Origin of the sequence: Starkeya nomas, from assembly GCF_902703545.1 — a bacterium.
GTDB classification, from domain to species: domain Bacteria; phylum Pseudomonadota; class Alphaproteobacteria; order Rhizobiales; family Xanthobacteraceae; genus Ancylobacter; species Ancylobacter moscoviensis.
On record NZ_CACSAS010000001.1, the window covers coordinates 1,693,435 to 1,718,851 of the forward strand.

Genomic DNA, 25,417 nt, shown 5'->3' on the forward strand with positions numbered 1-25,417 from the left:
GAGAGCCGGACGATGACGGTCAGGACGGGGAGTGCGTCGGCAGGGAAGAAGCTGTCATCGCAGCACGAACCGTGGCGGCGTCGAGCGGAAGCGTCCGCAGGCGCCGTCCCGTGACGTCACGAACGGCATTGGCGATCGCCGCCCCCGTCGGTCCCTGTGCCGCTTCGCCCGCTCCGAGGAAGGGCAGCCCCGGTCGGCCGACGATATGCACCTCGATGTGGCGCGGCACATGGGCGAAGCGCAGGATCGGATAGGACGCCCAGTCGATCGAGGTGATGCGGCGACGGTCGAACCGCACGCTCTCGAACAGCGTCCAGCTCGTCGCCTGCACGATGCCTCCCTCGATCTGGTTGCGCACCCCGTCCGGATTGACGACCTGCCCCGTATCGACGGCGGCGACCGCCCGCTGGATCACGGTGCGGCCGGTGTCCTGATCGATGGCGATTTCGAGGGCAATGGCGCAGTAGGCCTCGAGATTCTTGTAGCGGGCGAAGGCGAAACCGTAACCACTGCCGGCAGGAGCCTTCGGGCGGCTCTTCCAGCCGAAGCGCTCGGCGGCCTCGGTGACGACGGTCCTCGCGCGCTCATCCGCGAGATGGTGCAGGCGGAAATCGACCGGGTCCTGTCCGGAAAGCCCGGCGAGATCGTCCATCGTGCTCTCGATGGCGAAGATATTGAGATAGCCCCCCAGCGATCGCATGGACGAGCCGCGCAGCGGCATCTCCGGCAGGAAGTGGTTCACGGCACGGGCGTTGGGCAGCACATAGAGCGGCACCGCATTGCGATCGCCGCCACCTTCCGGCATCGGCAGGTCGACCGGCGGCGCGGGAGGAAACGGATCGGCGATATCGCGCGCGGCCAGCAGCGTGCCGGGCGGGCCCGGACGCATCATGTGCGACTGGCTCCAGACATCATGCTGCCAGGCCGCTATCGAACCGTCCGGCCCCAACGCCGCGCGCAGATGCGCGACCATCCCCGGCCCGAAGGGCTCCCAGGCGTGTTCCTGCTCGCGCATCCACTGCACGCGTACCGGCCGGCCCGGCACCGCCCGCGCGAGGAGCGCCGCGTCCGCGCCGACATCGTCCGCACCGTTCTGGCCGTAGCAGCCGGCTCCCTCCGCATGGATGCAGCGAACCTTGTCCTGCGGCATGGCGAGCAGCGTCGCCAGCGCGTTGCGCAGGGGATAGACACCCTGCGTATGGGTCCAGACGGTCAGCGCGTCGCCCTCCATGCGCGCGATGGCGCAGGACGGACCGATCGAGCCATGGGCGAGATAGGGACGGCTGAACAGCCCGTCGACGGCGTAGGACGGCGCCACCGGCTGGCCGACGTCGAGGATCGTCGTGTCCCTGGAGGGCAGCGCCATCAGCGCATCGGGCAGGCGGGCCTCGTCGGGCAGTTCGGCGGTTTCGTCCCACCTGGCAAGCGCCGCGAGGCGGCGCATCGCCTGGATCGCCGTCCATTCCTTCTCGGCGATCACGCCGAGGAACGCGCCGTCGCGCACGACCTTGAGCACGCCGGGCATCGTCTCGACCGGCCCGGCGTCGAGGGCGGCGAGCCGGGCGCCGTAGCTCGGCGGACGCACGATGCGCCCATGCACCATGCCCGGCAGCCGCATGTCCTGCACATAGGCCGCCCCGCCGGTGACCTTGGCGGGGATGTCGACCCGCGGCACCGGACGGTCCATCACCGTGAAATCCCTGGGATCGGTGAGGATCGAGGTCGGCTGGGCATCGACATGCAGCAGCTGCTCCGAGACCAGATCGCCATAGCCGAAGCGGAACCCGCCGGGTCCGGTCACGACGCCATCGCGCGCTGAAAGCTCGCTGGCGCTGGCGCCGGCACGCCGGGCCGCCTCGCCGATGAGGATTTCACGGACCTGCGCCGCCGCGTTGCGGAGAGCGGTACCCGAATCCTGCACCGAATGGCTGGCCGCCGTATAGCCCTCGTTCGGGGTGCGCCCCGTATCGGCCGTGATCAGGGTAAGGCGCGCGATGGGCAGCTTGAGCTCCTCCGCCGCCACCTGCATCAACGCGGTCCGAATGCCCTGGCCGAGTTCGGCCTTGCCTGTGAACACCGTCGCGTTTCCATTCGGCTCGATGCGGATCCAGGCGTCGAGCAGCGGCGTGGAATCGAGGCTGCCGGGCAACCCCCGCAGCGGCGTCTCGCTCGCCCCGGTCTCGGTCAGCGCGAAGGCATGGCGCGACAGGCTGAAGGCCAGCACCAGCGCGCCGGTGCCGCGCAGCACGTCGCGGCGGGAGATCGCGTGCGTCATCGGGCTCCCTCCGATGCCTGCGCCAGGGCTTGTGCCTGCGCCAGAGCTTGGGCGGCGCGCTTGACGGCGCGGATGACGCGCATGTGGGTTCCGCAACGGCAGAGCTGGGGCTCGAGGGCGGCGAGAATGTCGTCGTCATCGGGATCTGGAATGCGTTCCAGCAGCTCCTGCGCCCGCATCATCATGCCGGCGATGCAGTAGCCGCACTGCGCCGCCTGCTCCGCGATGAAGGAGGCCTGCAGCGGCCCCGGCTCGTCGACCGTGCCGAGCCCCTCGACGGTGCGGACGCTCCGCCCCTCCAGGAGCATCACCGGCGTGATGCAGGAGAACACCGCCTCCCCGTCCACCAGCACCGTGCAGGCGCCACACTGGCCGAGGCCACAGCCGAACTTGGCGCCGTTCAGCTCCAGTTCGTCGCGCAGCACATAGAGCAGCGGCGTATCGGGGTCGGAGGTCACGGAGCGTTGCGTGCCATTGACGGTGAAGGTGATCATCGGGCGGCTCCCGCATGGGGCGAGGGAATGGCGGCATCGCGGGCCGCAGTGATGGCGGCTGGCAGGTCGGACCAGCCCGGCTTGCCGGCGACGGTCTGGCGCAGATAGGCGACGAGCGCCGTCAGCGCCGCGTCGTTCATGGCGGAGCCGAAACCCGGCATGATCGGTGCCGCCTGCCCGTCGCTGGCGGGCACGCCCTGCAGGACGACGTTCAGCAGGTTCTGCGGCGTGTCGGCCGACAGGCTCGTCGACAGCGCGAGGTCGGTTCCCCCCAGAGGCAGGGGCCGACCCGCCTCGTGGCAGGAGGCGCAGGCCGCGGCGAAGAGGCGAAGCCCTTCCGGCTGGCCGGTGCCGGGCGCGGCAATCGCGGCCTGCCAGCCAGCGGATTGCGGGGGGACCCCCGGCATATCCGGCGCGGCGGCCGGAAGCGGCGGGAACGTCGCGGCCGGCGCGCCGAGCGAGGCCAGATAGCGCGCCATCGCCGCGACATCCTCGGCCGGCGCCTCCGCAAGATTCTCGACCACCGGCCGCATCGGGCCGAGGGCGACGCCATGGTCTGCCTGCCAGCCCTGCCGCAGATAATCGCCGAGGGCGGCCTCGGCCCACGGAATCCGGCTCGGCGAATGGGGGCCGAGCGGAAACGCGGCCCAGCCCTCCGCCTCACCGCCGGCAAATGCCCGGGAACGGACCTCCGCCCCCATCAGGTTGCGCGGCGTGTGACAGGCGCCGCAATGGGCGAGGCCCTCCACGAGGTAGCGGCCACGATTCCACGGCGCGTCGCGCGATGGGTCAGGAACGTAGGTCTCAGGACGAAAGAACAGCAGCTTCCAGCCGGCCAGGACGAGGCGAATATTGATCGGAAACGGCAGGTCGTTCGCGGGAGCTTCCGCAACCACCGGATCGCGCGTCATCAGGAAGGCGTAGAGCGCCTTCAGGTCGGCGTCCGTGGTCAGGCTGAAATGGTCGTAGGGAAAGGCCGGATAGAGGTGGCGCCCCTCGCGATCCACCCCCTCCCGCATGGCACGGGTGAAGGCGACCAGCGACCAGCGTCCGATTCCGGTCTCAGGGTCGGGCGTGATGTTGGTCGAATAGATCGTCCCGAAGGGCGTCGGCATCGCCAGCCCGCCCGCGAAGGTGCGGCCGCCGGCGGTGGTGTGGCAGGTACGGCAATCGCCGATCAACGCGAGGTCGGCGCCACGGCGCACCTCGTCGGGCTGGAATGAAGTCACAGCCGGCGGAGCTATGGGAGGAAGCGCGCCGCGCCAGGCATAGGCCAGCGCTGCGGCACCGCCAGCGGCGACCAGAATAATTCCTGATAAAAATACTCGCTTCAACAGCATAAGACACCTCATATACCGGAAACGATATACATTATTACCAACATAATATTTCGATACAGCATGACACGAAGGATATATTATCGACTTATCGCCTAGATCGCAGCGGGCATGCCGGATGACAGGAGGCCAGTCCCGAGACCCGGAATCGTGTCATACGAGATTGTCAGCCGTCGACTTATCGCAATCGCACGCCATCCCGCCGCCGGATGGGAGCCCAGACGATCCGCGGAGGATCAAGAATAAACTCAAGTATTACGTCGGCACGCGAAGGGCCAATTTCCCCTTCCAATGAAAGGTTCACTATGCACCGCGAATGGAGGCGTTCGCACGGTGGCCGCAACGGCCGGTTCCGTCCGGCGGGTACGCCTCCGTGGCACTGATGAAAGGGGGGCCGACATGGCCGATCAGTCACATCCCGGAACTCCGCTGCAACCCGGTCAGGCCGCACCGGACTTCAGCCTTCCCGCGACGCCGGACCAGCACCTCTCCCTCTCGGAGATGAGGGGCGCGCCGGTTATCCTCGCCTTCTATCCCGCCGACTGGAGCCCGGTCTGCGGCGACGAGCTCGCCCTGTTCAACGAGGTGCTGCCGGAGTTTCACCGCTTCGGCGCCCGCCTCGTCGGCATCTCGACGGACGGCGTGTGGTGCCACGCGGCCTTCGCGGGCGAGCGCAAGCTGCATTTCCCCCTGCTCGCGGATTTCGAGCCCAAGGGCGGGGTGGCGCGCCGCTACGGCGTTTATCGCCCGCAGGAAGGCATCGCCGAGCGAGCGCTGTTCGTCATCGATTCCGAGGGCGTGATCCGCTGGTCCTATGTCTCGCCGCTCGGCCTCAATCCCGGAGCCGACGGCATCCTCGATGCGCTCGACGACATGACGGCGCGCGCCCACAACACAGGAGCCGCGGCATGACCCGCTCGATCCCCCCGGTCGGCGCCGACGATCACATCCTCGGCCCCGATGACGCCGCCGTCACGCTCGTGGAGTACGGCGACTATGAATGCCCCTATTGCGGCGAGGCCTATCCGGTGTTGAAGGCCGTGCAACAGGCGATGGGGCGACAGTTGCGGTTCGTGTTCCGAAACTTCCCCCTCGTCGATGCCCATCCCCATGCCCGGCGCGCCGCGCAGTTCGCCGAGGCGGCATCGCAGGCCGGCGTGTTCTGGGCCGCTCACGACATGCTGTTCGAGAACCAGGATGCGCTCGATGACGAAAGTCTCCTCGTCTATGGCGAACGCCTCGGCATCGGCCGCGCCCTTCTGCTTGCCGCGTTCGAGGGCCGTTATGACGACAAGCTCCGCCACGACTTCATCGGCGGCGTGCGCGGCGGCGTGAACGGCACGCCCTGCCTGTTCGTCGACGGCGTCCGTTACGACGGCCCCCGCGACATCGACGCCCTCGTCGATATCCTCCGGCAGGCCGCTCGACGCAGCGCCTGACGCTTCCTCATCACACTCATTTACCGTGCGCCGTCGCCGATGGCGCCGCTCTCCATTCCTCGGAGCCGGTTTCCCCATGACGATGCAGCATTCAGCCCCGGAAGGTCCCGCCGACAGCCCCTCTGCCCGATCCGCGCTTGGATATGGCACCACCTTCGCGATGGCGGCGGCCGCCGGTCTCGCCGTCGCTAACATCTACTACAACCAGCCCATGCTGGAGCTGATCGAGCAGGAATTGCCCGATCCGCTGGCGGGCGCCATTCCCACCGCCACCCAGCTCGGCTACGCGGCCGGGCTGTTCCTGCTGGTCCCTCTCGGCGACCTTATGGAACGGCGACGCCTGATCATCGTGCAGTTCGCCTTGCTGTCGGCCGCGCTTCTTGCGGCGGCGATGGCGCCCAATGCGCTGACGCTCGTGCTGGCATCGCTGGTCGTCGGGCTCCTCTCCACCGTCGCCCAGCAGATCGTGCCGTTCGCGGCGCATCTCGCCTTGCCGGAAAAGCGCGGCGCGACGGTCGGGACGGTGATGGCCGGCCTGCTCACCGGCATTCTGCTGAGCCGCACGCTGGCCGGCTTTGTCGCCTCCCACGCTGGATGGCGCGAGATGTTCTGGCTGGCGGTGCCGATGGCACTCGCCGCCGCCGCCCTCATGGCCATCGTCCTGCCGCGCAGCGCACCGGATTCCACGATGGGATATCCGAGCCTGCTGCGCTCCATCTGGCACCTCTGGCGGGAGTTTCCCACCCTGCGGCTCGCGGCGCTGACGCAATCGGCGCTGTTCGCGGCCTTCACGGTATTCTGGACGGTCCTTGCCTTCCGGCTCGCCGAACCGCAATTCGGACTTGGCGCGGAAATCGCCGGCCTTTTCGGCCTCGTGGGCACGGTCGGCATTCTGGCCGCCCCACTGGCCGGGCGCTTTGCCGACCGGCGCGGGCCGACACAGGCCGTAGTGCTGGGCGCCGTGGTGACGCTGGTCTCGTGGGTCGTCTTCGGCCTGTGGACCTCGCTGGCCGGCCTGATCGTCGGCGTGGTGCTGCTCGACTTCGGCATGCAGAGCGCCCTGGTCTCGAACCAGCATATCGTGTTCGCGCTCCGCCCGGCCGCCCGGGCACGGCTCAACACCGTGCTCATGGGAACGATGTTCCTCGGCGGCGCCATCGGCTCGGCCACGGCGACGCTCGCCTGGGGCACCGGCGGCTGGTTTCTGGTCAGCGTGCTGGGCACCGCCTTCGCGGCCGGCGCGGCGGGGCTGCAACTGCTGACCTGGCGCCGAAAACAATAGGCGGCGGAATTATTGCGCTGAAGCCTTGCTCACGGCGCCGACCCGGACCATGCGGAGAATGGACGCTCGCCGCCCCGTGCGGAGCAACGAGCGCCCACCTTTGCTGCATCAAGCCCCCTACCCCGCCGGCTCTCCTTCCGGCACCTCGATCTGCGCCATGCCATCGGACTGGCGCTCGAACAGCCGCCGGTAGCGGCCGCCAGGGCGGGCGAGCAGCGTCTCGTGCCGACCATCCTCGACGATCCGGCCGTGCTCGAAGACGAGGATGCGGTCCATCGCCCGCACCGTGGAGAGGCGATGGGCAATGACGATGGCCGTCCGCCCCTGCATCAGCCGCTCCATCGCTTCCTGGATCGCCGCCTCCGATTCCGAATCGAGGCTGGACGTCGCCTCGTCGAGAATGAGGATCGGCGCGTCCGCCAGGAAGGCCCGCGCGATCGCGACGCGCTGGCGTTCGCCGCCGGAGAGCTTCACGCCCCGCTCGCCGACCAGCGTGCGATAGCCCTTCGGCAAGCGCAGGATGAAGTCGTGCGCGTTCGCGAGACGCGCCGCGCGCTCGATCTCCGCCTCGCTCGCACCCGGCCGCCCATAGGCGATGTTCTCAGCCAGCGTACGATGGAAGAGGATCGGCTCCTGTTGCACGATGGCCACCTGCTGGCGCAGCGAAGCCTGCGCCACCTCGCGCACATCGTGCCCGTCGATCAGCACCCGGCCGCCGGTGACGTCGTAGAGCCGCTGCAACAGCTTCACGAAGGTCGTCTTGCCCGAACCGGACGGCCCGACAAGGCCGACGCGTTGGCCGGCCGGGATGAGCACGTCGAGATCTGCGAACAGCGGGGCCGCATGGCGCCCGTAATGGAAGTCGACGTGATCGAAACGCACCTCGCCGCCCTGCACCGCCAGCGGCCGTGCCTCGCGCGCGTCGGCGACGCCGGCCGTCAGCCCGTGCAGTTCGACCATCTCCTCCATGTCGTTCACCGCCCGCTGGAGGTTGTGAACATGCTGGCCGATCTCGCGGAGATAGCCGTGCAACACGAAATAGGTGGTGAGGACGTAGGTGACGTCGCCGGGCGTGGCGCGGCCCCGCCACCACAGCCACAGCGCTGTTCCGGTGACGGCGGTGCGCACCACCCAGAGCAGCGCGAACTCGCCGCTGGCGCTCCAGGTCGCCAGCATCCAGGTGCGCCGCACCCGGCGGCGCCAGCGCGTGACCACCGCGGCAAGCCGCTCGTCCTCGCGGGCCTCCGCTCCGAAGGCCTTCACCACCTGGTTGGCGCCGAGCGTATCGGAGAGCAGGCCGCCGATGCGGGTGTCCCAGGCATTGGAGACCCGCGCCGCCGGCGCGACCACCCGCGTGGCCAGCGTCACGGTCAGCCCGCCATAGGCGAGCGAACCGAGCGCCATCACCAGCCCCATGATCGGCCAGTGCAGCATCAGCAGCCCGACCGTGCCGGCGAGCACCACCATGGAGGGCAGCAGCGACAGCAGCAACACGTCGTTGATGACGTCGAGCGCCCACATGCCGCGCGTGATCTTGCGCACAGTGGAACCGGCGAAGCTGTTGGCGTGCCAATCGCTGGAAAAGCGCTGCACCCGGCGAAAGGAGTCGCGCACGACATCGGCCATGATGTCGAGCGTGAGCGGCACCACGGCCCACCAGGCGAGATGGCGCAGCACGACCATGGCAAGGCCCAGCCCGGCCATGATCAGGAAAGCTTCCAGCGCCACCGGTGCCGCGCCGCTCCCCGCCGTGAGGGCATCGATCAGCCGGCCGGCATAGAGCGGCACGAAGATTTCCGTCAGCGTCGCAAGCGTGATCGTCAGAGCGATGCCGGCAGCGATCGGCCAGCGACGGGCCCAGTGGCGGAAGGTGAAGGCGAGAACATTGCGCAGCGCGTCCGCGCCGCGTTTGGACGTAGGAAACATGACGGGCACAGACGCAAAGGGCGCGCCTCTCCTGCGAAGGACTAAATCAGCGGAAATCGGGGGACGGTGGCGGGGGAGCGCGGCTCCGCGGCCTGCCGAACTAGCGGTGCGCCATCCCGGCCGGGACGGGCAAACGGAACAGAATCGTCATCGCGCCCCTCCCTGGTTCGCAGCGTCAATGACGCGTTGCTACCACAAAAGGCGCTGTGCCGGCAATCCGTCACGCTGTTCGTCGGGAGGCGGCGTGGTCATCCGATGCCGCCGCGATTCCGCAAAAGGAAAGGTCGAAGTGGATTTTCAATGGTGTACGCGGACGTCCCCAGCCCTCGTCATCCCGTCCAGCCGGCTGGAAGCACGGCTGGATGTCGCCATCGGCGCCACCGGCAGCGATCCGCAGCGGCTCCTTCATCGGCGACGGCGATGACGAGGGCCAGTCATGGTGGAAATCAGCGTGCCCGGTAATCCGTGCTTTCATCGCGCGAAGGGATGCGGGCGATGACCTTGATCTCGAAATCGAAGCCGGCGAGCCAGGTGACGCCCACCGCCGTCCAGTTCGGATAAGGCGGCTCGCCGATCTCTGCCGCGCGAACGGCCAGCACCGCATCGAGCTGCGCCTGCGGATCGGTGTGGAAGGTGGTGACATCGATCACATCGTCGAGGCTGCATCCGGCCGCCGTCAGCACGGCGCGCAGATTGGCGAATGCCCGACGCACCTGCGCCTCGAAGACAGGTTCGGGCGAGCCGTCCTCGCGGCTGCCGACCTGACCCGAAACGAAGAGAAGATCGCCGGAGCGAATGGCCGCGGAGTACTGGTGGACATCGTACAGGGCGTGCCGGTTGGCAGGAAAGACGGCGTCGCGCTTGGGCATGTGGGATTCCTTGTCTGACGTGGAGATGTGCGGCGGACGGCGAACGCCCCGCCGGCGCGGCATCTTCGCGTCGGCGGCCTTCCGCCCCCGACAGCCGGCCAGTAGGAGATAGGGCAATCCGATTGCATCGATTAGCCGTTGAAATCGGCATGAGCTGATGCAAGATCGCCATCAATGTTCCGCCCCTCACTCAACGATCTCACCGCCTTCGTCGCGGTCGCCACTCACCGCAGCTTTCGTCGCGCGGCGGACGAGATCGGCACGGCTCCCTCCACCTTGAGCCACGCGATGCGCGCGCTGGAGGAACGCATGGGCGTGCGACTTCTGAACCGCACCACGCGGAGCGTCTCGCCGACGGAAGCTGGATTCCAGCTTCTCGGCCGTCTTCAGCCGGCACTGGCCCTGCTGGACGAGGCGCTGGAGGCCGTAGCGCCCTTCCGGGGCAACATCGCCGGCACCGTCCGCGTCAACGCTCCCCGTCTGGCGGCCGGCTTTCTCGTGCGCGACCTGCTTCCGCCGATGGCGGAGCGCTTTCCCGATGTGAGCGTGGACATCGTCGTCGAGGGGCGGCTGGTCGATATCGTGTCCGGCGGATTCGATGCCGGCGTTCGCCTCATGGGATCGATCCCCAAGGACATGATCGCGCTGCCGCTGTCCCGACCGCTGGCATTCGTCTGCATCGCGGCGCCGGCCTATCTCGATCGCTTCGGCGAACCGCGCAGCCCCGAGGAGTTGCACCGCCACCGCTGCATCGGCCATCGCGTACCCAGCGGCAAGCTCTATCGATGGGAGTTCGAGCGGGCCGGACAGGAGCTCGTCATCGACACAAACGGCTCCGTCATCCTCGACGACGAGGAACTGATGGTCGATGCCGCCATGAAGGGACTGGGCATCGCCTATGTCGCGGACTGGGCCGCTCAGACGGGCCTGTCCGATGGCAGGCTCCGCCGCGTGCTCGCAGCCTGGACGCCCGCCCCGGAAGCGATCGGGATCTACTATCCCGGGCATCGGGCCGTGCCGCCGGCCCTGCGTGCCTTTCTCGATGTCGCCAGGGAAGTGTGAAGAAAGCTCCGTGAAGGAGGGAACCCCGAACGAAGCGGCGGGACGCCGTCAGAAAGTCGGCGGCGTGCAGGCGCTCACCACTTCGCACGGCACCGAGCCGACACACCGGAAGCGGTGCGGCCGCCGGCTCTCGAAGTAATAGGCATCGCCGGCACCGAGCACCTTGCGCTCGCCGTCCACCGTCACCTCGAGCCGGCCGCTGAGGATGATGCCGCCCTCCTCCCCGTCATGCACCAGCGGGATGACGCCGGTGTCGGCGCCGGGCTGGTAGCACTCCTTGAGGATCTGCAGCGCCCGGCCGAAAGCGCTCTCGCCGACCTGTCGGAACGAGATCGGCCCCTTGCCGATCTCGGTCAGTTCGTCCTCGCGATAGAACGCTTTCTTCGGAAGGGTGGGCGCCAGGCCGAAGAAGTCCGCCATGCTGATCGGTATGCCATCGAGGATACGCTTGAGCGCGCCCACCGACGGATTGCTGGTGTTGGATTCGATCAGCGAGATCGTCGAATTGGTCACGCCGGCGCGCCGGGCAAGCTCGCGCTGCGAGAGCTTGTGCAACTGGCGGACGTAGCGGAGCCGCCCTCCGAGATCGTCCTCGACCATGCGCCTGTTTCATCCGTTGCGAATAACGAAAATTCTGATCTTTCTATCTATATATATCAATGACTTGATGGACGAAAGAAAAGGACTTGTTCCCCATCGCCCATCGTGGCCAAGGTCCCCCTTCCCGCAAGAGGAGACCAGCCGTGAACATTCGCGCCAACACCCCTTCCCTCGACGCCTTCTGGATGCCGTTCACGGCAAACCGGCAGTTCAAGGCGGCCCCGCGCCTGCTCGCCGCCGCCGAGGGCATGTACTACACGAGCGATGATGGCCGCCGCGTGCTCGACGGCACCGCCGGCCTGTGGTGCGTCAATGCCGGCCATGGCCGTCGCCGGATCACCGAGGCGGTCGAGCGCCAGCTTTCCACCCTCGACTTCGCGCCCACCTTCCAGATGGGCCATCCCGTCGCCTTCGACTTCGCCCAGCGTCTCGCCGCCATCGCGCCGGGGGGCGAGGCGGCCGGACTCGACCGGGTGTTCTTCACCAATTCCGGCTCGGAATCGGTCGATACGGCACTGAAGATCGCCATCGCCTATCAGCGCGCCATCGGCCAGGGCACCCGCACCCGCGTCATCGGCCGCGAGCGTGGCTATCACGGCGTCGGCTTCGGCGGCATCACCGTGGGCGGCCTCGTGAACAACCGGCGCGTCTTCCCGCTGCTGCCCGGCGCCGACCATCTGCGCCACACCCACGATCCCGCGCGCAACGCCTTCACCAAAGGCGGCCTGCCGGAACACGGCGCCGAGCTCGCCGATGACCTCGAGCGCCTCGTCGCGCTGCACGGCGCCGAGACCATCGCCGCGGTGATCGTCGAGCCGATGGCGGGCTCCACCGGCGTGTTGCTGCCGCCGAAGGGCTATCTGGAGAAGCTGCGCGAGATCGCCACCCGCCACGGCATCCTGCTCATCTTCGACGAGGTGATCACCGGCTTCGGCCGCCTCGGCGCCCCCTTCGCGACCGACTATTTCGGGGTGACGCCGGACCTCGTCACCACCGCCAAGGGCATCACCAACGGCACCATCCCGATGGGCGCGGTCTTCGCCAGCCGCAAGATGCACGACGCGCTGATGACCGGCCCGGAAGCGGCCATCGAACTGTTCCACGGCTACACCTATTCCGGCCACCCGGTCGCCTGCGCCGCCGGCATCGCGACGCTGGACATCTATGCCGAAGAAGGCCTGCTCACCCGCGCGGCGGAACTCGCCCCGCATTGGGAGGAGGCGATGCATTCGCTGCGCGACCTGCCGAACGTCGTCGACATCCGCACCATCGGCCTCGTCGCCGGCATCGAGCTCGCCTCGCGCAAGGACGCCATTGGCGCCCGTGCCTATGACGTCTTCGTCGATTGCTTCAACAAGGGCCTTTTGATCCGCGTCACCGGCGACATCATCGCCCTGTCGCCGCCGCTGATCGTCGAAAAGGGCCAGATCGACGACCTCGCCTCCACTCTCGCCGACGCGCTCAAGCGCGCCGCCTGACGCCAGCGACGCCTCCCGCCGCACCGCCCCAGCCGGCGGTGCGGCGCCGGCTGCCGTCATCGACCGCGCGCCGGCAACCAGGGAGCGGGAAGGACGACAGGAATCCGGCATCAGCTACATGTTGTTTTAACAACATTTTGGATCGCGTCGCCGACACCCCGGCGGGATGCAGAGGAAGCATCCAGAGATCAGACCCGACGCCCTTGCTCCCTTCACCTCGCAGCGAAATGTCGCGTGCCTTAGATGGCGTCACACACCGCCATGAGACACAAAAGTCGTCCAAATCTATAAGAACATCGATAAATCATATCGTTACAAGAGCCCTGAGCCTCGCGGAGTCCTATGCTCCCTCGCACAGCCCCTTCGATACGGCACGGGCGCGGCCAACAGGTGGAATACCACCGCCATCGTCACCAGAGGCAACCAAGCCATGTCGCACGACGCGCCATCTATGTAGGAGGATCGATCACGCTGGACAGATAATGTTACATAACTGACATCGTATTCTGCCAGATCAGCAATCCTCAAAACGACGCCGACCGGAATCCGCAGCCACCATCCGCGCTCCGGGAACCAGGCAGCGGGAAATCTGAGCTTTTTGGGGATTTGGCACGATGACTATCAGGAATACCCGCCGTCGACGGGGCCTCAGCCTCGTCACCATCACCTCGCGGCTGCTCTGCGGCGCCGCGCTGGCCGCGCTCGGGACAACCGCCGGCCAGGCGGACGACGACACGCTGCGCATCCTCTCCTTGAACATCTGGAACCAGTTCAAGCAGAATCCCGGCGTCACTTCCGAATTCATGATCAACGGCAATTACGACGTGCTGGCCTTCCAGGAGGCCAATGGCAGCCGTTACGTGAGCGACATTCCGGGCATCCTGAAGGACGCCGGCCGCGGCACCTATGGCGGCGTGCTGGTCGGCGACGTCGGCGTCATCTCCCGTCTGCCGGGCACCTTCGGCACCTACACCCTCCCCGGCGTCACCACGCAGGGCCGCTATGTCAGCTTCACCGTCGCGGACGGCAAGGCCGGGCGACCGGAGACGCTCATCGGCACGGTGCATCTCGACTATGCCGACACCTCGGGCGGGCGCATCAAGGAAGCCAAGGCCCTCAACACATGGGCCGGCGACAGCGACACGCCGATCATTCTGGTCGGCGACTTCAACGCCGGCGACGTCTCGGAGCGCGGCCTCCACTCCGCCGAGCAGCAGTCCTATCTGTTCGCCCGCACCATCGTCGACGGCGGCAGTTCCACCCTGTGGAAGCAACTCGCCAAGGAATACACGCCGGAAGGCAAGGGAGACGAATACACCGCCTATGCGACCGCGATGAAGGCCACCGATCCGAATGGCCAGGCGCACTACCGCAACGTGATCCAGGACTATTTCAACGCCCATCGCGACGAGTTCCCCGGCAAGACCAGCATCTCGCAGCTGAGCTGGCGCCAGTGGGAGCAGATCGTCGCCAAGGACATGGCGGCAAAGGGGATCAGCTTCGAGGACGAGACCCTTCCTGTCGCCAGCAACCAGCCGGTGACGATGAACATTCTGAAGAAGCAGTACATGCTGCTTCAGAACCCGGATGAGCGCGAGCAGTTCGCCCCGCATGAACTCAGCGACGGCAGCACCACCTGGCCCTCGGCCGGCCAGGACTCCACCAATACCTGGACGAGTTGGGACCGCGCGACCATCGACCACTTCCTCATCTCGCGCCCCTTCGGCAAGTGGTACGTGCTGGCGGACGATCCGAACGACCCCTACACCGGCGTGGCCGACGAGGTCGGCTATACCAATGACGGCCGTCCGCTTTCCGACCATGAGCCGGTCGCCCACACGCTGAAATGGATCGGCCCGGCGCTGGAGAGCTATACGGAGACGGTCGACGATGCGACGGTCGAGAAGACCCGGCTCGTCTGGGGCGCCGACGCCACGACCTTCGAGGAGAAGAACAAGGAATTCTACCTGACGCGCAACAACATGCGCACCGACGTCTATCTCGGGCAGATCTCGGACGAGAACGGCAATCCGATCCTCACCGACCTGACGGATGAGGAGAAGAAGACGCTGCTCAACTGCAAGAGCACGGATCCGCGCCTGCAGCAGGCGATCGTCGACTATTGCATCGACGACCACAGCTTCATCGGCCAGACGCTGGTGACCGACGGCGGCACCCTCATCGTCGACGAGGACACCGCGCTCGGCACCTCGGCGGCAAGCCTGCACCTCGACAACGGAACGCTGCGCATCGCCGGCACCGACATGGCGGTTCTCGACCGCTCGGTGGTGCTGGAGGCCGGCGGCGGCGGCATCGAGATCGCCGATGCCGCCAATGCCGTCGCCATCCGCCGGGCGATTTCCGGCGAAGGCAGCCTGACCAAGCTGGGCGAAGGCGCCCTCGGGCTGTTCGGCACCAACACCTATACCGGCGAGACGTTCGTCAGGAACGGCCTGCTCGTCGTCAACGGCTCGATCGCCAGCTCCGCGCTGACTACGGTGCTGGATGGCGCCGCGCTCGCCGGCACCGGCACCGTCGGCAGTCTCAAGATCGCGTCGGGCGGCGTTGTCGCGCCGGGTAATTCGATCGGCACGCTCAACGTCGCCGGCAACCTTACCTTCGAAAGCGGCTCCGCCTATGAGGTCGAGTTCAACGCCGAGGGCGCGAGCGATCTGATCGCCGTGACCGGCAAGACCACCATCGAGGGCGGCACGCTGATGAGTCTCGGCACCGCGGGCGACTACAAGCCGGAGACCAGCTACACCATCATCATCTCGGCCGGCGGCATCGAGGGCGCCTTCGGCGAGGTCACCTCCAGCTTCGCCTTCCTCGACCCGACGCTGGCCTATGGCGCGACCGACGTGGTGCTGACGCTGGCGCGCAACGACACCGCCTTCGACCGGCTCGGCGCCACCTTCAACCAGCGCTCCGCCGCGCGCGGCGCCGAAAGCCTCGGCTACGGCGCGCCACTCTACGACGCCATCGTCATGCTCGACGAGGCGAGCGCCCGCTCCGCCTTCGCGCAGATCGGCGGCGAGGTGCACGCCTCGACCTATGGCGTCCTGATCGACGACAGCCGCTTCCTGCGCGATGCGGCGAACGAACGCCTGCGCGCCGCCAGCGGCGAACTGGCGGGTCAGGACATGTCGGTGCTGGCTTACGACAAGGCCGGCCCGGCGCCGGTGGCCGCCGACACCAACCGCTTCGCCGTGTGGGGCCAGTCCTTCGGGTCGTGGAGTGACGTCGACGGCGACGGCAATGCCTCGGGCCTGACCAGCAATGTGGGCGGCCTGCTGGCCGGCGCGGACGCGGCGGTCGGCGATGCCTGGCGGGTCGGCCTGCTCGCCGGCTACAGCCGGACGTCGGTCGAACTCGACGATCTCGTCTCCAGCGGCGACGCCGACAACTACCATATCGGCTTCTATGCCGGCTCGCGCTCCGGCCCGCTGGGCCTGCGCCTCGGCGTCGGCCACACCTGGCACAGCATCGAGACCTCGCGCCAGGTGGCCATTCCCGGGCTCAACGAGAGCCTCTCGGCGGATTACGACGCGTCGACCACGCAGGTCTTCGGCGAACTCGGCTACCGGTTCGATCTGGCACGCAGCGCGATCGAGCCGTTCCTCAGCCTCGCCTATGTCCGCTTCAGCAATGACGGCTTCGTCGAGAAGGGCGGCGCCGCCGCGCTTGCCGGTGCGTCCGGCGATCTCGACACCCTGTTCACCACCCTGGGCGCCCGCGCCTCGACCAGCTTCGACATCGGCTCGACGGTGGCCACACTGCACGGCACGCTCGGCTGGCAGCACGCCTCGGGCGACGTGGTCCCGCAAGCTGTGCTGGCATTCGCCGGCGGCGACGATTTCGGTATCCGCGGGACGCCGATCGCCGAGAATGTGGCCATCATCCGCGCCGGGGTGGACTTCGCCGCCACGCCGAACGCGACGCTGGGCATCAGCTACTCCGGCCAGTTCGGCTCCGGCCTTGGCGACAACGGCGTCACCGGCCGGCTGAGCGTGAAGTTCTGACGCGACGTCGTGCCGGTTTCCACCACGCCGCCTGCCGGGGTCGCACACCCGGCAGGCCCCGAACGGCTTCGATCCATGGGGCGGCCTGATGGACGCCCCATGGATCGATCGTTATTTTTGCGAGCGCTATCGAGATCCGAGATGCAGATTCGCGACGAAGAGCGAGATGACGAGGGAAAGAAGGCGCGGCGCCACGCGTTCCTGATCCAATATCTCGAGCAGAACCGGTACATCTCGGTCGAGGAGATCGCGAGCCGCTTCTCGGTCACCACCCAGACCGCCCGCCGCGACATCGTCGCGCTGGAACTGGAAGGCAAGGTCCGCCGCCTGCACGGCGGCGCGGTCGCCTCGACGCCCATCGATCCCACCGTCTACCGCCAGCGCCGCATCGCCAATGCGCAGGCCAAGGACGCCATCGGCAGCGCCGTCGCCCGTATGGTGCCCGACCATGCGTCCGTTTTCATCGACACGGGCACGACATGCGAGGCGGTCGCCCGCGCGCTCATCGATCACAAGGGCCTGCGCGTCGTCACCTACAGTCTGCGCGCCGCCACGACGCTGAGCGAGCGAACCGACTTCACGGTCGCGGTGCCCGGCGGCTTCGTCCGTCAGGTGGATGGCGGCGTGTTCAGCCAGAATTCGGCCGAGTTCATCCAGGCCTTCAAGTTCGATTTCGTCGTCATTTCGGTCAGCGGCATCGACGAGGACGGTGACATCGGCGATGACGACTATGCTGAAGTCGCGGCCGTCCGGGCGGCCATGCAGCAGGCCGGCAGCGTGATCCTCGCCATCGACAGCAGCAAGTTCGGCCGGCGCGGGCTTGTCCGTCTGGGCTCGCTCCGCGACGTGGATATCCTCGTCACGGATACCGCGCCGACGGGCAGCCTCGCCGCCGTAACCGCCAAGAGTGGGGTCGCACTCGAACTCGCAAGGCTCGAACTCGCCTGAACAGCAATAGCGGGTTCCGTTGCCGAGAAGTCGAGCCAGGCCGCATGACAGGGCTTGAACAGGTCGAACGGCCTCTTTCGGGTCATGCAGCGTGCGCCCTCTGGCAGGCGGGTTGATCTCCACGGCCCACCGCGCTACGCGACTACCGTCGACGACGACAGCCCATGGCGGCAGCGAAGGGACCGTCCTTCCTTCCGTAGGCGTACGCTTTTCCGAACCTGCCAAGCGAGATACGACCATGAAGCCGATGAACCTGCTACTGCTCGGCCTCGGCGCAAGCATCCTGCTGGGCTGCGCGGCGACACCCCAGCAGACGCCGGCCGCGTCGGCGGCGGCCTATGCGGACGAGGCGTACCCGGTACGACTGGTGAATCGGTCCAAGTTCGACAGCCGCTTCCTGCCGGTCGAGGTAGCGAACACCACGGGCGAGGCGCCCGGCACCATCGTGGTCGATACCGCCTCGAACCACCTCTATCTCGTCGAAAGCGAGAGCAAGGCCCGGCGCTATGGCATCGCCGTCGGTGCCAGTGGCTACGCGTGGAAGGGCAGCGCCACGATCCAGCGCAAGGCCAAGTGGCCGGCCTGGCACCCGACGGACGACATGCACAACCAGACCCCCGGCCTGCCGAAGCGCGTCGAGCCGGGACCGCAGAACCCGCTCGGGGCGCGGGCGCTCTACCTCTACTCCAACGGCAAGGACACGCTGTACCGCATCCACGGCACCTCGGAACCATGGACCATCGGCACGCAGGCTTCCTCCGGCTGCATCCGCATGTTCAACGAGGACGTCATCGACCTCTTCGAGCGGACGCCTGTCGGCACGCGGGTCATCGTGCGCTGAACGGATCGCCGCGCCAGGCCGTGGGCCGTCAGGCGGCCCCGCTCAGGCGACGCAGATCGGCATGGACGTGCCGGTTGCCCGCCCAGATCGGACCGGGACGCCCGAGATCACCGTCGAATGTCGCGATCCCGCCGGCTTCCTGCACGAGGATCATGCCGGCCCAGCAGTCCCAGCAATAGAGCATCGGATCGAAATAGCCGGCGATGCGGTTGGCGGCGACATAGGCGAGCATGAGCGCGCCCGAGCCGACGCGGAACAACACGCCGCCCTCGCGATAGAGTGCCTCCACGAAGGCCCCCACCTCCCCCGGCGTCGCCTTCTGCGTGGCGCCGAAACCGATGGTCGTCGAGGCGACGGTCCAGTCGGGATTCATCGTGAGCACGCGCCCGTTGAGCCAGGCGCCGCCGCCCTCCGCCGCCGAATAAAGCTCCTTCAGCATCGGTGCGTAGATCACCCCGGCCACCGGCCGCTTCTCCCGCGCGATGCCCAGCGAGACCGTCCAGTTCGGCTGGCCGACGAGGAACGGCATGGTGCCGTCGATCGGGTCGATCACCCAGACGAAGCCCGACCCGCCCTCGGAGGCCGCCTCCTCCTCGCCGACGATCCCGTCATGGGGAAAATGCTTGCGGATCGCCCCGCGCAACCACGCCTCGATAGCGCGATCCGCCTCGCTGACGAGATCCTGGGAGGCCGATTTGAGCTCGGGATGCAGCGTGTCGCGATTGAGGAAGAAGGCCTTCGCCTTGCCGCCCGCCCGGCGTGCCAGCTTCTCGGCGATCGCCAGCCGGTCGCGAAGCGGATCGGCCTCGCCGTTCAGTCCCGATGCCATCCTCGTCCGTCTCCCGATCCTTCCAGCGGCTCGCTGCCGCTCTGCCTCTGGATGATGCTATTGCATATTTGAGATTACAAATGTATCGATTTCGACACTGAGCGACGGGGTTGCCGCACGGTCGGGCGCCGGAGCCGGAAGGTGCTGGTGCGCTGTGCGGCGAGCATCTCGCGGAAGGTGGAAGCAGCGGCACGACATCCGCTTCCGCACTCGCCGCCAATCACGAGAGACGGGCCAAACCGTCCAAATGTCGGCCTCGCCCGCACCGCGGCGCTGCGCCATCTCAGGAGGAAACAAGATGAAGCGTGCATTGAGAATCTGCGCCAGCGTCGTCGCCCTCGCGGCCGCGACCGCTGCCATGCCGGTCGCTGCCATGGCCGACTGGCTCGAAGAAGCCGCCAAGCCGCTGAAGGGCACTGAGGTCAACGGCATCTTCCTCGATCGCCCGGGCTACCGCGCCATCATCAAGCTGCTGCCCGAGTTCGAGAAGAAGACCGGCATCAAGGTCAATTACGAGATCGTCCCCTACGAGAACGCCCGTGAGAAGGAAGTGCTGAACTTCACCTCGCGCGGCGATCTCACCATGGCTCTGGTCGACCTCGTATGGATCGGCGAGTTCGCCGAGAACGGCTGGCTGGTGCCGGTCGAGGACCTCGCCAAGGACAAGGCGATCACCGACCCGAACCTCAAGCTCGACGGCTTCTTCCCGCTGCTGCTGGAAGCCTTCGGCTCGTGGGGCGGCACGGTCTACGGCCTGCCCTTCGACAACTATTCCGGCCTGCTGTTCTACAACTCCTGCAAGCTCAAGGAGGCCGGCTTCGACAAGCCGCCGGCAACCTGGGCCGAGTTCAAGGATGTCTACGGTCCCAAGCTGACCGACGCCTCGAAGAACCAGTACGCCTACGCCCTGCAGTCGCGCCGCGGCGAAACCCAGTCGGCCGACAGCTTCATGCGATTCCTGTGGCCGTTCGGCGGCTCGCTGCTGAATAAGGACTTCAAGTCGAACCTCAACAGCAAGGAAAGCCAGGCCGGCCTGACCTTCCGCCAGGACCTGCTCAAGTACATGCCGCCGGGCGTCGTGTCCTTCGATCATGCCGAGGCGGTGAACGCGCTGGCGCAGGGCCAGGTGGCGATGATCACCGAGTGGTCGGCCTTCTACAGCACCCTCGCCGACCCGGCGACGTCCAAGCTCGGCGACTGCCTCGCCGTGGCGCCCGAGCCGGCGGGTCCGGCCGGCCGTCTGCCGGCGCTCGGCGGCTTCTCGCTCGCCGTCGCCTCCCAGGCTTCGCCCGAGCAGCAGAAGGCCACCTGGCTCTTCATCCAGTGGGCCACCTCCGAGGAGATCGCCAAGGCCTACGTCGACGCCGGCGGCGTCTCCGGCCGCATGTCGGTCTACAAGGACCCGGAAGTGCAGGCGAAGTACAAGTTCGTCGAGCCGATGGTCGCCTCGTGGCAGGCTGGCGTGCCGGAGTATCGCCCGCGCTTCCCGGCCTGGCCTGCGATCTCCGAGATCGTCGCCGAGTGGGGTTCCAAGATCGAGCTGGGCGAGGTCTCCGTCGAGGCCGGCGCCAAGGAGATCGGCACCCGCATGGAAGAGATCCTCGGCAAGGAAGGCTACTACGACGGGAAGAAGAAGCTTCTCCAGTGAGTTGAAGCCGGTGGTGTCGGGCTCTCTCCCCCGCCGCCGGCCTCTCCGGGCGGATGCCGGAACCCGCGATCCGGCATCCGCCCCCTTTCGTCCTGAACCGTGCCGGGATCCGACGACATGACCACTCTCCATGGCCGGGCGCTGGATGAGATCCGGGCCTGCCTCGACAAGGTGCGCGACGAGGAATTCGACGCCGCCGTCGCCGAAATCGCGGACGCCGACCGCATCGCGCTCTATGGCGTCGGCCGCGAGGGCCTGCAGATCAAGGGCCTCGCCATGCGCCTCTTCCACCTCGGCCGGAAGGCCGCGATGGTCGGCGACATGACGACCCCGTCGGTCGGCAAGGGAGACCTGCTCATCGTCTCCGCAGGGCCGGGCGACTTCTCAACCGTTTCCGCCCTGATGGGCGTGGCACGCCGTGACGGCGCCCGCACGCTGCTCGTCACCGCAGAACCCAACGGTGCCGCCGCCGCGCTGGCCGACCGGGTGCTCACCGTGCCGGCGCAGACGATGGCGAGTGATCGGGGCGCGACCACCTCGGTGCTGCCCATGGGCTCGCTCTACGAGGGTGCCCTCTACGTGCTGTTCGAGATCCTCATTCTCAGCCTGCGCGAGCGGCTGGGCGTGTCGCCCGCGCAGATGCGCGCCAACCATACGAATCTGGAGTGAACCGGGCCGCCCCCGCCGCACGGCGCGGGCGCCATATTCCCGGACACCGCCATGAGGACGACGCCATGAGTGACGCCACAACCCGAGCAGCCCCCGCGAAACCCAATCGGGGTTACGGCCGCTGGACGCCCGCGTGGTTTCTGGCGCCGGCCGTGCTGACGCTCCTGCTGATCGGCATCTATCCGACCCTTTTCGCGCTGGTGACCTCGTTCCGCCGCTACAACATCACCCGCCCGCGCGACGGCTTTCCCTTCATCGGCTTCGAGAACTACGTCAACGTGCTGACGGACAGCACCTTCTGGTCCTCGCTGCTGCTCACCGCGAAGTTCTACGTCACGGTCCTGCCGATCCAGGTCGTGCTCGGCCTCGTCGTCGCCCTGCTGCTGCACAAGCCCGGCATGGGCATGCTGAAGTCGCTTGCCCGCGTGACGCTGGTCGTGCCGCTCGCCACTACCTATGCGGTGGTCGGCCTCATCGGCCGGCTGATCTTCAACCGCGACTTCGGCGTCGCCAACCAGTTCCTCGGCTTTGTCGGCTTCGGTCCGATCGACTGGCTCAGCACGCCAAACGGCGCCTTCGCCGCCATCGTCATCATGGATGTGTGGCAGTGGACGCCGTTCTGCGCGCTGATCTTCCTCGCCGGCCTGTCCATGGTGCCCGGCGAGATCGAGGAGGCGGCGCGGCTGGAAACCTCATCCAAGCTGGCGCTGCTGCGCCATGTCCAGCTCCCCTATCTGCTACCCGGCCTGACCGCGGTGATGATCCTGCGCTCGGCGGACGTGCTGAAGCTGTTCGACATGGTGTTCGTGATGACGCGCGGCGGTCCCGGCTCGGCCACGGACCTCATCTCGATCTACATCCAGCGCGTGGGCTTCCGCATCTTCGATCTCGGCACCGCTTCCGCACAGGCGATCCTGCTGCTGATCCTCACCATCATCATCAGCCGGCTGTACATCCGCCTGCTCTACCGGGAGGTCCACTGATGCGCGGCAAGGTCCTTCATGCCGTCGGCCTGACAGCCGTGGTCGTCTTCTCGCTGTTCCCCTTCCTGTGGATGGTGGCGGCGAGCTTCAAGACCCAGGCGGACATCCTCGCCTCGCCGCCGGTGTGGTTCTTCACACCGACGCTGCAGAACTACACCGAGATCTTCGCCGACACGAAGGTCAGCGGGGCGATCATCAACTCTCTGATCGTGGCGACCTGCTCCACCATTCTCGCCGTGCTGCTCGGCGCGCCGGCCGCCTTCGCGCTCGCCCGCTACGAGTTCCGCGGCAAGTCGGACCTGTGGTTCTGGTTCATCTCGAACCGCATGATCAGCCCCATCGTACTGGCGCTGCCGGTCTACCTGCTGGCGATGCAGGCCAACCTGCTCGACACGCATCTGGTGCTGATCCTCATCTATCTCACCTTCCAGCTGCCGATCGTGGTGTGGATCGTCACCGACCAGTTCAAGTCGATTCCGGCGGATCTTGAACAGGCCGCTCGTCTCGACGGCGCGGACCAGTTCACCATCTTCCGTAAGATCTACCTGCCGCTCGGCGCGCCCGGCATCGCTGTCTCGGCGATCTTCTCCTTCATCTTCTCGTGGAACGAGCTGCTCTATGCGCTCGTGCTGACGCGCCGCAACGTGCAGACCGCGCCGGTCGTCGCCACCAGTTTCATGTCCGGCTACGAACTGCCCTGGGGCAAGATCATGGCCACCGGCACGGTCATCGTGCTGCCGGTCACCATCTTCGCCCTCATCGTCTCGCGGCACATGGTGCGCGGCCTGACCATGGGAGCGACCAAGTGACGGGCGCGCGGGAGCCGATCCCCTTCGGCATCAACCTGTCCTTCTGCGTGAAGCGCTGGGTGACGCCGAAACTGTGGACCCGCGTGGTGCGCGAGCGCCTCGGGCTCGACCTCGTGCAGTTCTCCCTCGATCTCGTCGATCCCATGTGGCCCAACGCCATCGTGGAGCGCCACGCCGCCGCCATCCGGCGGGAGGCGCAGGCGACCGGCATCACCATCCACAGCGCCTTCATCGGCCTTGCCCACTACACCTTCAACCAGCTGCTGCACCCTGATCCGGCGGTGCGCGACTATGCGGAGGAATGGCTCGGCCGCGCCTATCGCTTCGCCGCGCTCGCCGGCATCACGCGCGTCGGCGGCCCGCTGGGCGCCATCCCGGCGCGGCTCGACGGCAGCGAGGCGGAAGCCCTCGACGAGGCGGACTACACCGACATCATCACCCGCATGCACCGGCTCGGCGCCCGCGCCGCGGCCGAGGGGCTGAGCGAGCTCTACATCGAGCCAACACCGATGCGCCGTGAATGGCCATGGACCGTGGCGCAGGCACGGCAGATGATGTCCGACGTGGCCGGCAGCCCGGTGCCGTGGCGTCTCTGCCCCGACTGGGGGCACGGCACGTTCGAGCCTCTCTACGGCACCGATCACGGCGCGATGGAGCCCTGGTTCCGCGAACTTAAGGACGTCATCACCGCCGTCCACATCCAGCAGACCGATTTCCTGCTCGACCGCCACTGGGACTTCACCGTGCCCGGCAAGGTCGATCCTGTGGATGCGGCGTCCCTGCTGCGCCGGACCGGCATCGCGCCGGCCCCCGTCTTCCTCGAAGTGTTCTATCCCTTCGAACATGACAGCGGGTCGATCCTGAAGGCGCTCGAGACGACCTCGGCGCTGCTCAGGCGGGCCTTCGCCTGAGGGGAGCAGCACGATGAACGGCAGCAGCATGCGTGAACGTGGAAGACTGGCGGGGTCTCAGGAGATCGAGGCCGCCCAGATCCGTGCGCGCGTCGCCTGGCTGTACTTCATCGGCGGCCTCACGCAGCAGGAGATCGCCGATCAGCTCGGCCTCACCCGGCTGCGGATCAACAAGATCCTCGGGCAGGTTCGCACCGACGGCTCGGTCTTCATCGATATCCGCCTGCCGATGGCGGACTGCATCGAAGCCGAGCAGCGCCTGAAGGAACGCTACGGCCTCGACGAGGCGACGGTCGTCCCGGCCCTGCCGGATGAGGCGGAGCAGCAGCGCGTCATTGGCGAGGCCGCTGGCGCGGTGCTGGATCGCCTGCTGGAGGACGGCATGGGCCTCGGCGTCGGCTGGGGCAAGACCCTTGCCGCCGGGCTCAAGCGGATTACCGCTCGTCCCATGCCCCGGAGCTGGGTGACGTCGGTCATGGGCGGGCTCACGCGCGGTTCGGGGTCGAGCACCTTCGAGGTGGCGACCGGCTACGCTCGCGCCATCTCCGCCGAATGCTACTACCTCGCCGCTCCGCTGTACTTCCCGACGCCGGAGAGCCTCACCATGCTGCTCTCCCATCACGGCATCAGCGAGACCATGCGCCGGGCGCGCACGGTGGACGTGGCGCTGCTCTCCTGCGGCGACATGACGACCCGCTCGCTGCTGGTACAGACGCAGACGGTCGCTGAAAGCCTCGAAAGCCTGCGCGCGGCGGGTGCGGTGGGCGATCTGCTCGGCGTGTTTCTCGACGCCGACGGCCGACCGGTGGAGCATCCGCTCAACGAACGCGTGCTGTCGCTCGCCCCCCACGAGCTGACATCGGTGCGCTATTCGATCCTCGCCTCGGGCGGTCTCTACAAGGTGCCGATCGTCCGGGCGATCCTCCGGGCGGGATATGTGAAGCGATTTGTGACGGACGAGCGATGCGCCGCCGCTCTGCTGGAGAGCTGACGGA

21 protein-coding genes are annotated in these 25,417 nt (G+C 67.4%); 14 read left to right on the forward strand and 7 right to left on the reverse strand.

What is annotated here, in order from left to right; all coding sequences use genetic code 11:
• Positions 1–19: 19 nt before the first annotated feature.
• Genes STARVERO_RS08205 through STARVERO_RS08215 form a run of 3 tightly spaced genes read right to left on the reverse strand, consistent with a single transcriptional unit; the run spans position 20 to position 4,109 of the window.
• A complete protein-coding gene (locus STARVERO_RS08205; protein WP_159598491.1) occupies positions 20–2,275 on the reverse strand; it encodes a xanthine dehydrogenase family protein molybdopterin-binding subunit in 2,256 nt (751 codons plus the stop codon).
• Positions 2,272–2,769 (reverse strand): (2Fe-2S)-binding protein, encoded by a 498-nt coding sequence (locus STARVERO_RS08210; RefSeq protein WP_159598492.1) that lies wholly within the window; start codon positions 2,767–2,769, stop codon positions 2,272–2,274. Before STARVERO_RS08210 ends, STARVERO_RS08205 begins: the two co-directional genes overlap by 4 nt.
• Positions 2,766–4,109, reverse strand: coding sequence for a cytochrome c (locus tag STARVERO_RS08215; RefSeq protein ID WP_159598493.1), 1,344 nt, complete (start codon positions 4,107–4,109; stop codon positions 2,766–2,768). The genes STARVERO_RS08210 and STARVERO_RS08215 overlap by 4 nt, the downstream gene beginning before the upstream one ends.
• Positions 4,110–4,505: 396 nt before the next feature.
• Here STARVERO_RS08215 and STARVERO_RS08220 point away from each other — a divergent pair, with 396 nt between their 5' ends.
• From STARVERO_RS08220 to STARVERO_RS08230, 3 genes are all read left to right on the forward strand, one after another.
• Positions 4,506–5,018, forward strand: coding sequence for a redoxin domain-containing protein (locus STARVERO_RS08220; RefSeq protein ID WP_159598494.1), 513 nt, complete (start codon positions 4,506–4,508; stop codon positions 5,016–5,018).
• Entirely contained in the window at positions 5,015–5,545 is a 531-nt protein-coding gene (locus tag STARVERO_RS08225) for a DsbA family protein (protein ID WP_144342477.1), read from the forward strand. Before STARVERO_RS08220 ends, STARVERO_RS08225 begins: the two co-directional genes overlap by 4 nt.
• Before the next feature lie 82 nt (positions 5,546–5,627).
• On the forward strand, positions 5,628–6,827 hold the full coding sequence (locus STARVERO_RS08230; protein WP_200837898.1) for an MFS transporter: 1,200 nt from the start codon (positions 5,628–5,630) through the stop codon (positions 6,825–6,827).
• 117 nt (positions 6,828–6,944) lie between these two features.
• On the opposite strand, the gene STARVERO_RS08235 is transcribed toward STARVERO_RS08230, so the two are convergent.
• Positions 6,945–8,753 carry an ABC transporter ATP-binding protein gene (locus tag STARVERO_RS08235; RefSeq protein ID WP_159598495.1) on the reverse strand — a complete coding sequence of 603 codons (1,809 nt, stop codon included), beginning with the start codon at positions 8,751–8,753 and terminating at the stop codon, positions 6,945–6,947.
• A 446-nt stretch (positions 8,754–9,199) separates the two neighbouring features.
• Positions 9,200–9,622: a RidA family protein gene (locus tag STARVERO_RS08240; RefSeq protein WP_159598496.1), complete on the reverse strand. Its 423-nt coding sequence runs from the start codon at positions 9,620–9,622 to the stop codon at positions 9,200–9,202.
• Between the two features lie 174 nt (positions 9,623–9,796).
• On the opposite strand from STARVERO_RS08240, the gene STARVERO_RS08245 reads away from it, so the two are divergent.
• Positions 9,797–10,684: a LysR family transcriptional regulator gene (locus STARVERO_RS08245; RefSeq protein ID WP_159598497.1), complete on the forward strand. Its 888-nt coding sequence runs from the start codon at positions 9,797–9,799 to the stop codon at positions 10,682–10,684.
• Positions 10,685–10,732: 48 nt separating this feature from the next.
• Here STARVERO_RS08245 and STARVERO_RS08250 read toward each other — a convergent pair whose 3' ends face one another.
• Positions 10,733–11,284 (reverse strand): cupin domain-containing protein, encoded by a 552-nt coding sequence (locus STARVERO_RS08250; protein WP_159598498.1) that lies wholly within the window; start codon positions 11,282–11,284, stop codon positions 10,733–10,735.
• 143 nt (positions 11,285–11,427) lie between these two features.
• Here STARVERO_RS08250 and aptA point away from each other — a divergent pair, with 143 nt between their 5' ends.
• The 4 genes from aptA to STARVERO_RS08270 all read left to right on the forward strand — a co-directional run bounded on the left by aptA (position 11,428) and on the right by STARVERO_RS08270 (position 18,573).
• Positions 11,428–12,762, forward strand: a complete 1,335-nt coding sequence (aptA, locus tag STARVERO_RS08255; RefSeq protein ID WP_479692374.1) for an omega-aminotransferase AptA — start codon at positions 11,428–11,430, stop codon at positions 12,760–12,762.
• Between the two features lie 614 nt (positions 12,763–13,376).
• Positions 13,377–16,784, forward strand: a complete 3,408-nt coding sequence (locus STARVERO_RS08260) for an autotransporter domain-containing protein (RefSeq protein ID WP_244616656.1) — start codon at positions 13,377–13,379, stop codon at positions 16,782–16,784.
• A gap of 141 nt (positions 16,785–16,925) precedes the next feature.
• Complete coding sequence (locus STARVERO_RS08265) at positions 16,926–17,732, forward strand: DeoR/GlpR family DNA-binding transcription regulator (protein WP_159601671.1); 807 nt, start codon at positions 16,926–16,928, stop codon at positions 17,730–17,732.
• 238 nt (positions 17,733–17,970) lie between these two features.
• Positions 17,971–18,573, forward strand: coding sequence for a L,D-transpeptidase (locus STARVERO_RS08270; RefSeq protein WP_144342471.1), 603 nt, complete (start codon positions 17,971–17,973; stop codon positions 18,571–18,573).
• 28 nt (positions 18,574–18,601) lie between these two features.
• Here STARVERO_RS08270 and STARVERO_RS08275 read toward each other — a convergent pair whose 3' ends face one another.
• On the reverse strand, positions 18,602–19,402 hold the full coding sequence (locus tag STARVERO_RS08275; RefSeq protein ID WP_159598499.1) for an inositol monophosphatase family protein: 801 nt from the start codon (positions 19,400–19,402) through the stop codon (positions 18,602–18,604).
• Positions 19,403–19,700: 298 nt separating this feature from the next.
• On the opposite strand from STARVERO_RS08275, the gene STARVERO_RS08280 reads away from it, so the two are divergent.
• The 6 genes from STARVERO_RS08280 to STARVERO_RS08305 all read left to right on the forward strand — a co-directional run bounded on the left by STARVERO_RS08280 (position 19,701) and on the right by STARVERO_RS08305 (position 25,413).
• Positions 19,701–21,050: an ABC transporter substrate-binding protein gene (locus STARVERO_RS08280; RefSeq protein WP_159598500.1), complete on the forward strand. Its 1,350-nt coding sequence runs from the start codon at positions 19,701–19,703 to the stop codon at positions 21,048–21,050.
• A 117-nt stretch (positions 21,051–21,167) separates the two neighbouring features.
• Positions 21,168–21,719, forward strand: a complete 552-nt coding sequence (locus STARVERO_RS08285) for an SIS domain-containing protein (RefSeq protein WP_159598501.1) — start codon at positions 21,168–21,170, stop codon at positions 21,717–21,719.
• 65 nt (positions 21,720–21,784) lie between these two features.
• A complete protein-coding gene (locus STARVERO_RS08290; RefSeq protein ID WP_159598502.1) occupies positions 21,785–22,702 on the forward strand; it encodes a carbohydrate ABC transporter permease in 918 nt (305 codons plus the stop codon).
• Positions 22,702–23,511, forward strand: coding sequence for a carbohydrate ABC transporter permease (locus STARVERO_RS08295; protein ID WP_144342465.1), 810 nt, complete (start codon positions 22,702–22,704; stop codon positions 23,509–23,511). Before STARVERO_RS08290 ends, STARVERO_RS08295 begins: the two co-directional genes overlap by 1 nt.
• Entirely contained in the window at positions 23,508–24,422 is a 915-nt protein-coding gene (locus tag STARVERO_RS08300) for a sugar phosphate isomerase/epimerase family protein (RefSeq protein WP_159598503.1), read from the forward strand. Before STARVERO_RS08295 ends, STARVERO_RS08300 begins: the two co-directional genes overlap by 4 nt.
• Before the next feature lie 13 nt (positions 24,423–24,435).
• On the forward strand, positions 24,436–25,413 hold the full coding sequence (locus STARVERO_RS08305) for a sugar-binding transcriptional regulator (RefSeq protein ID WP_159598504.1): 978 nt from the start codon (positions 24,436–24,438) through the stop codon (positions 25,411–25,413).
• The last annotated feature ends 4 nt before the right edge of the window (positions 25,414–25,417 follow it).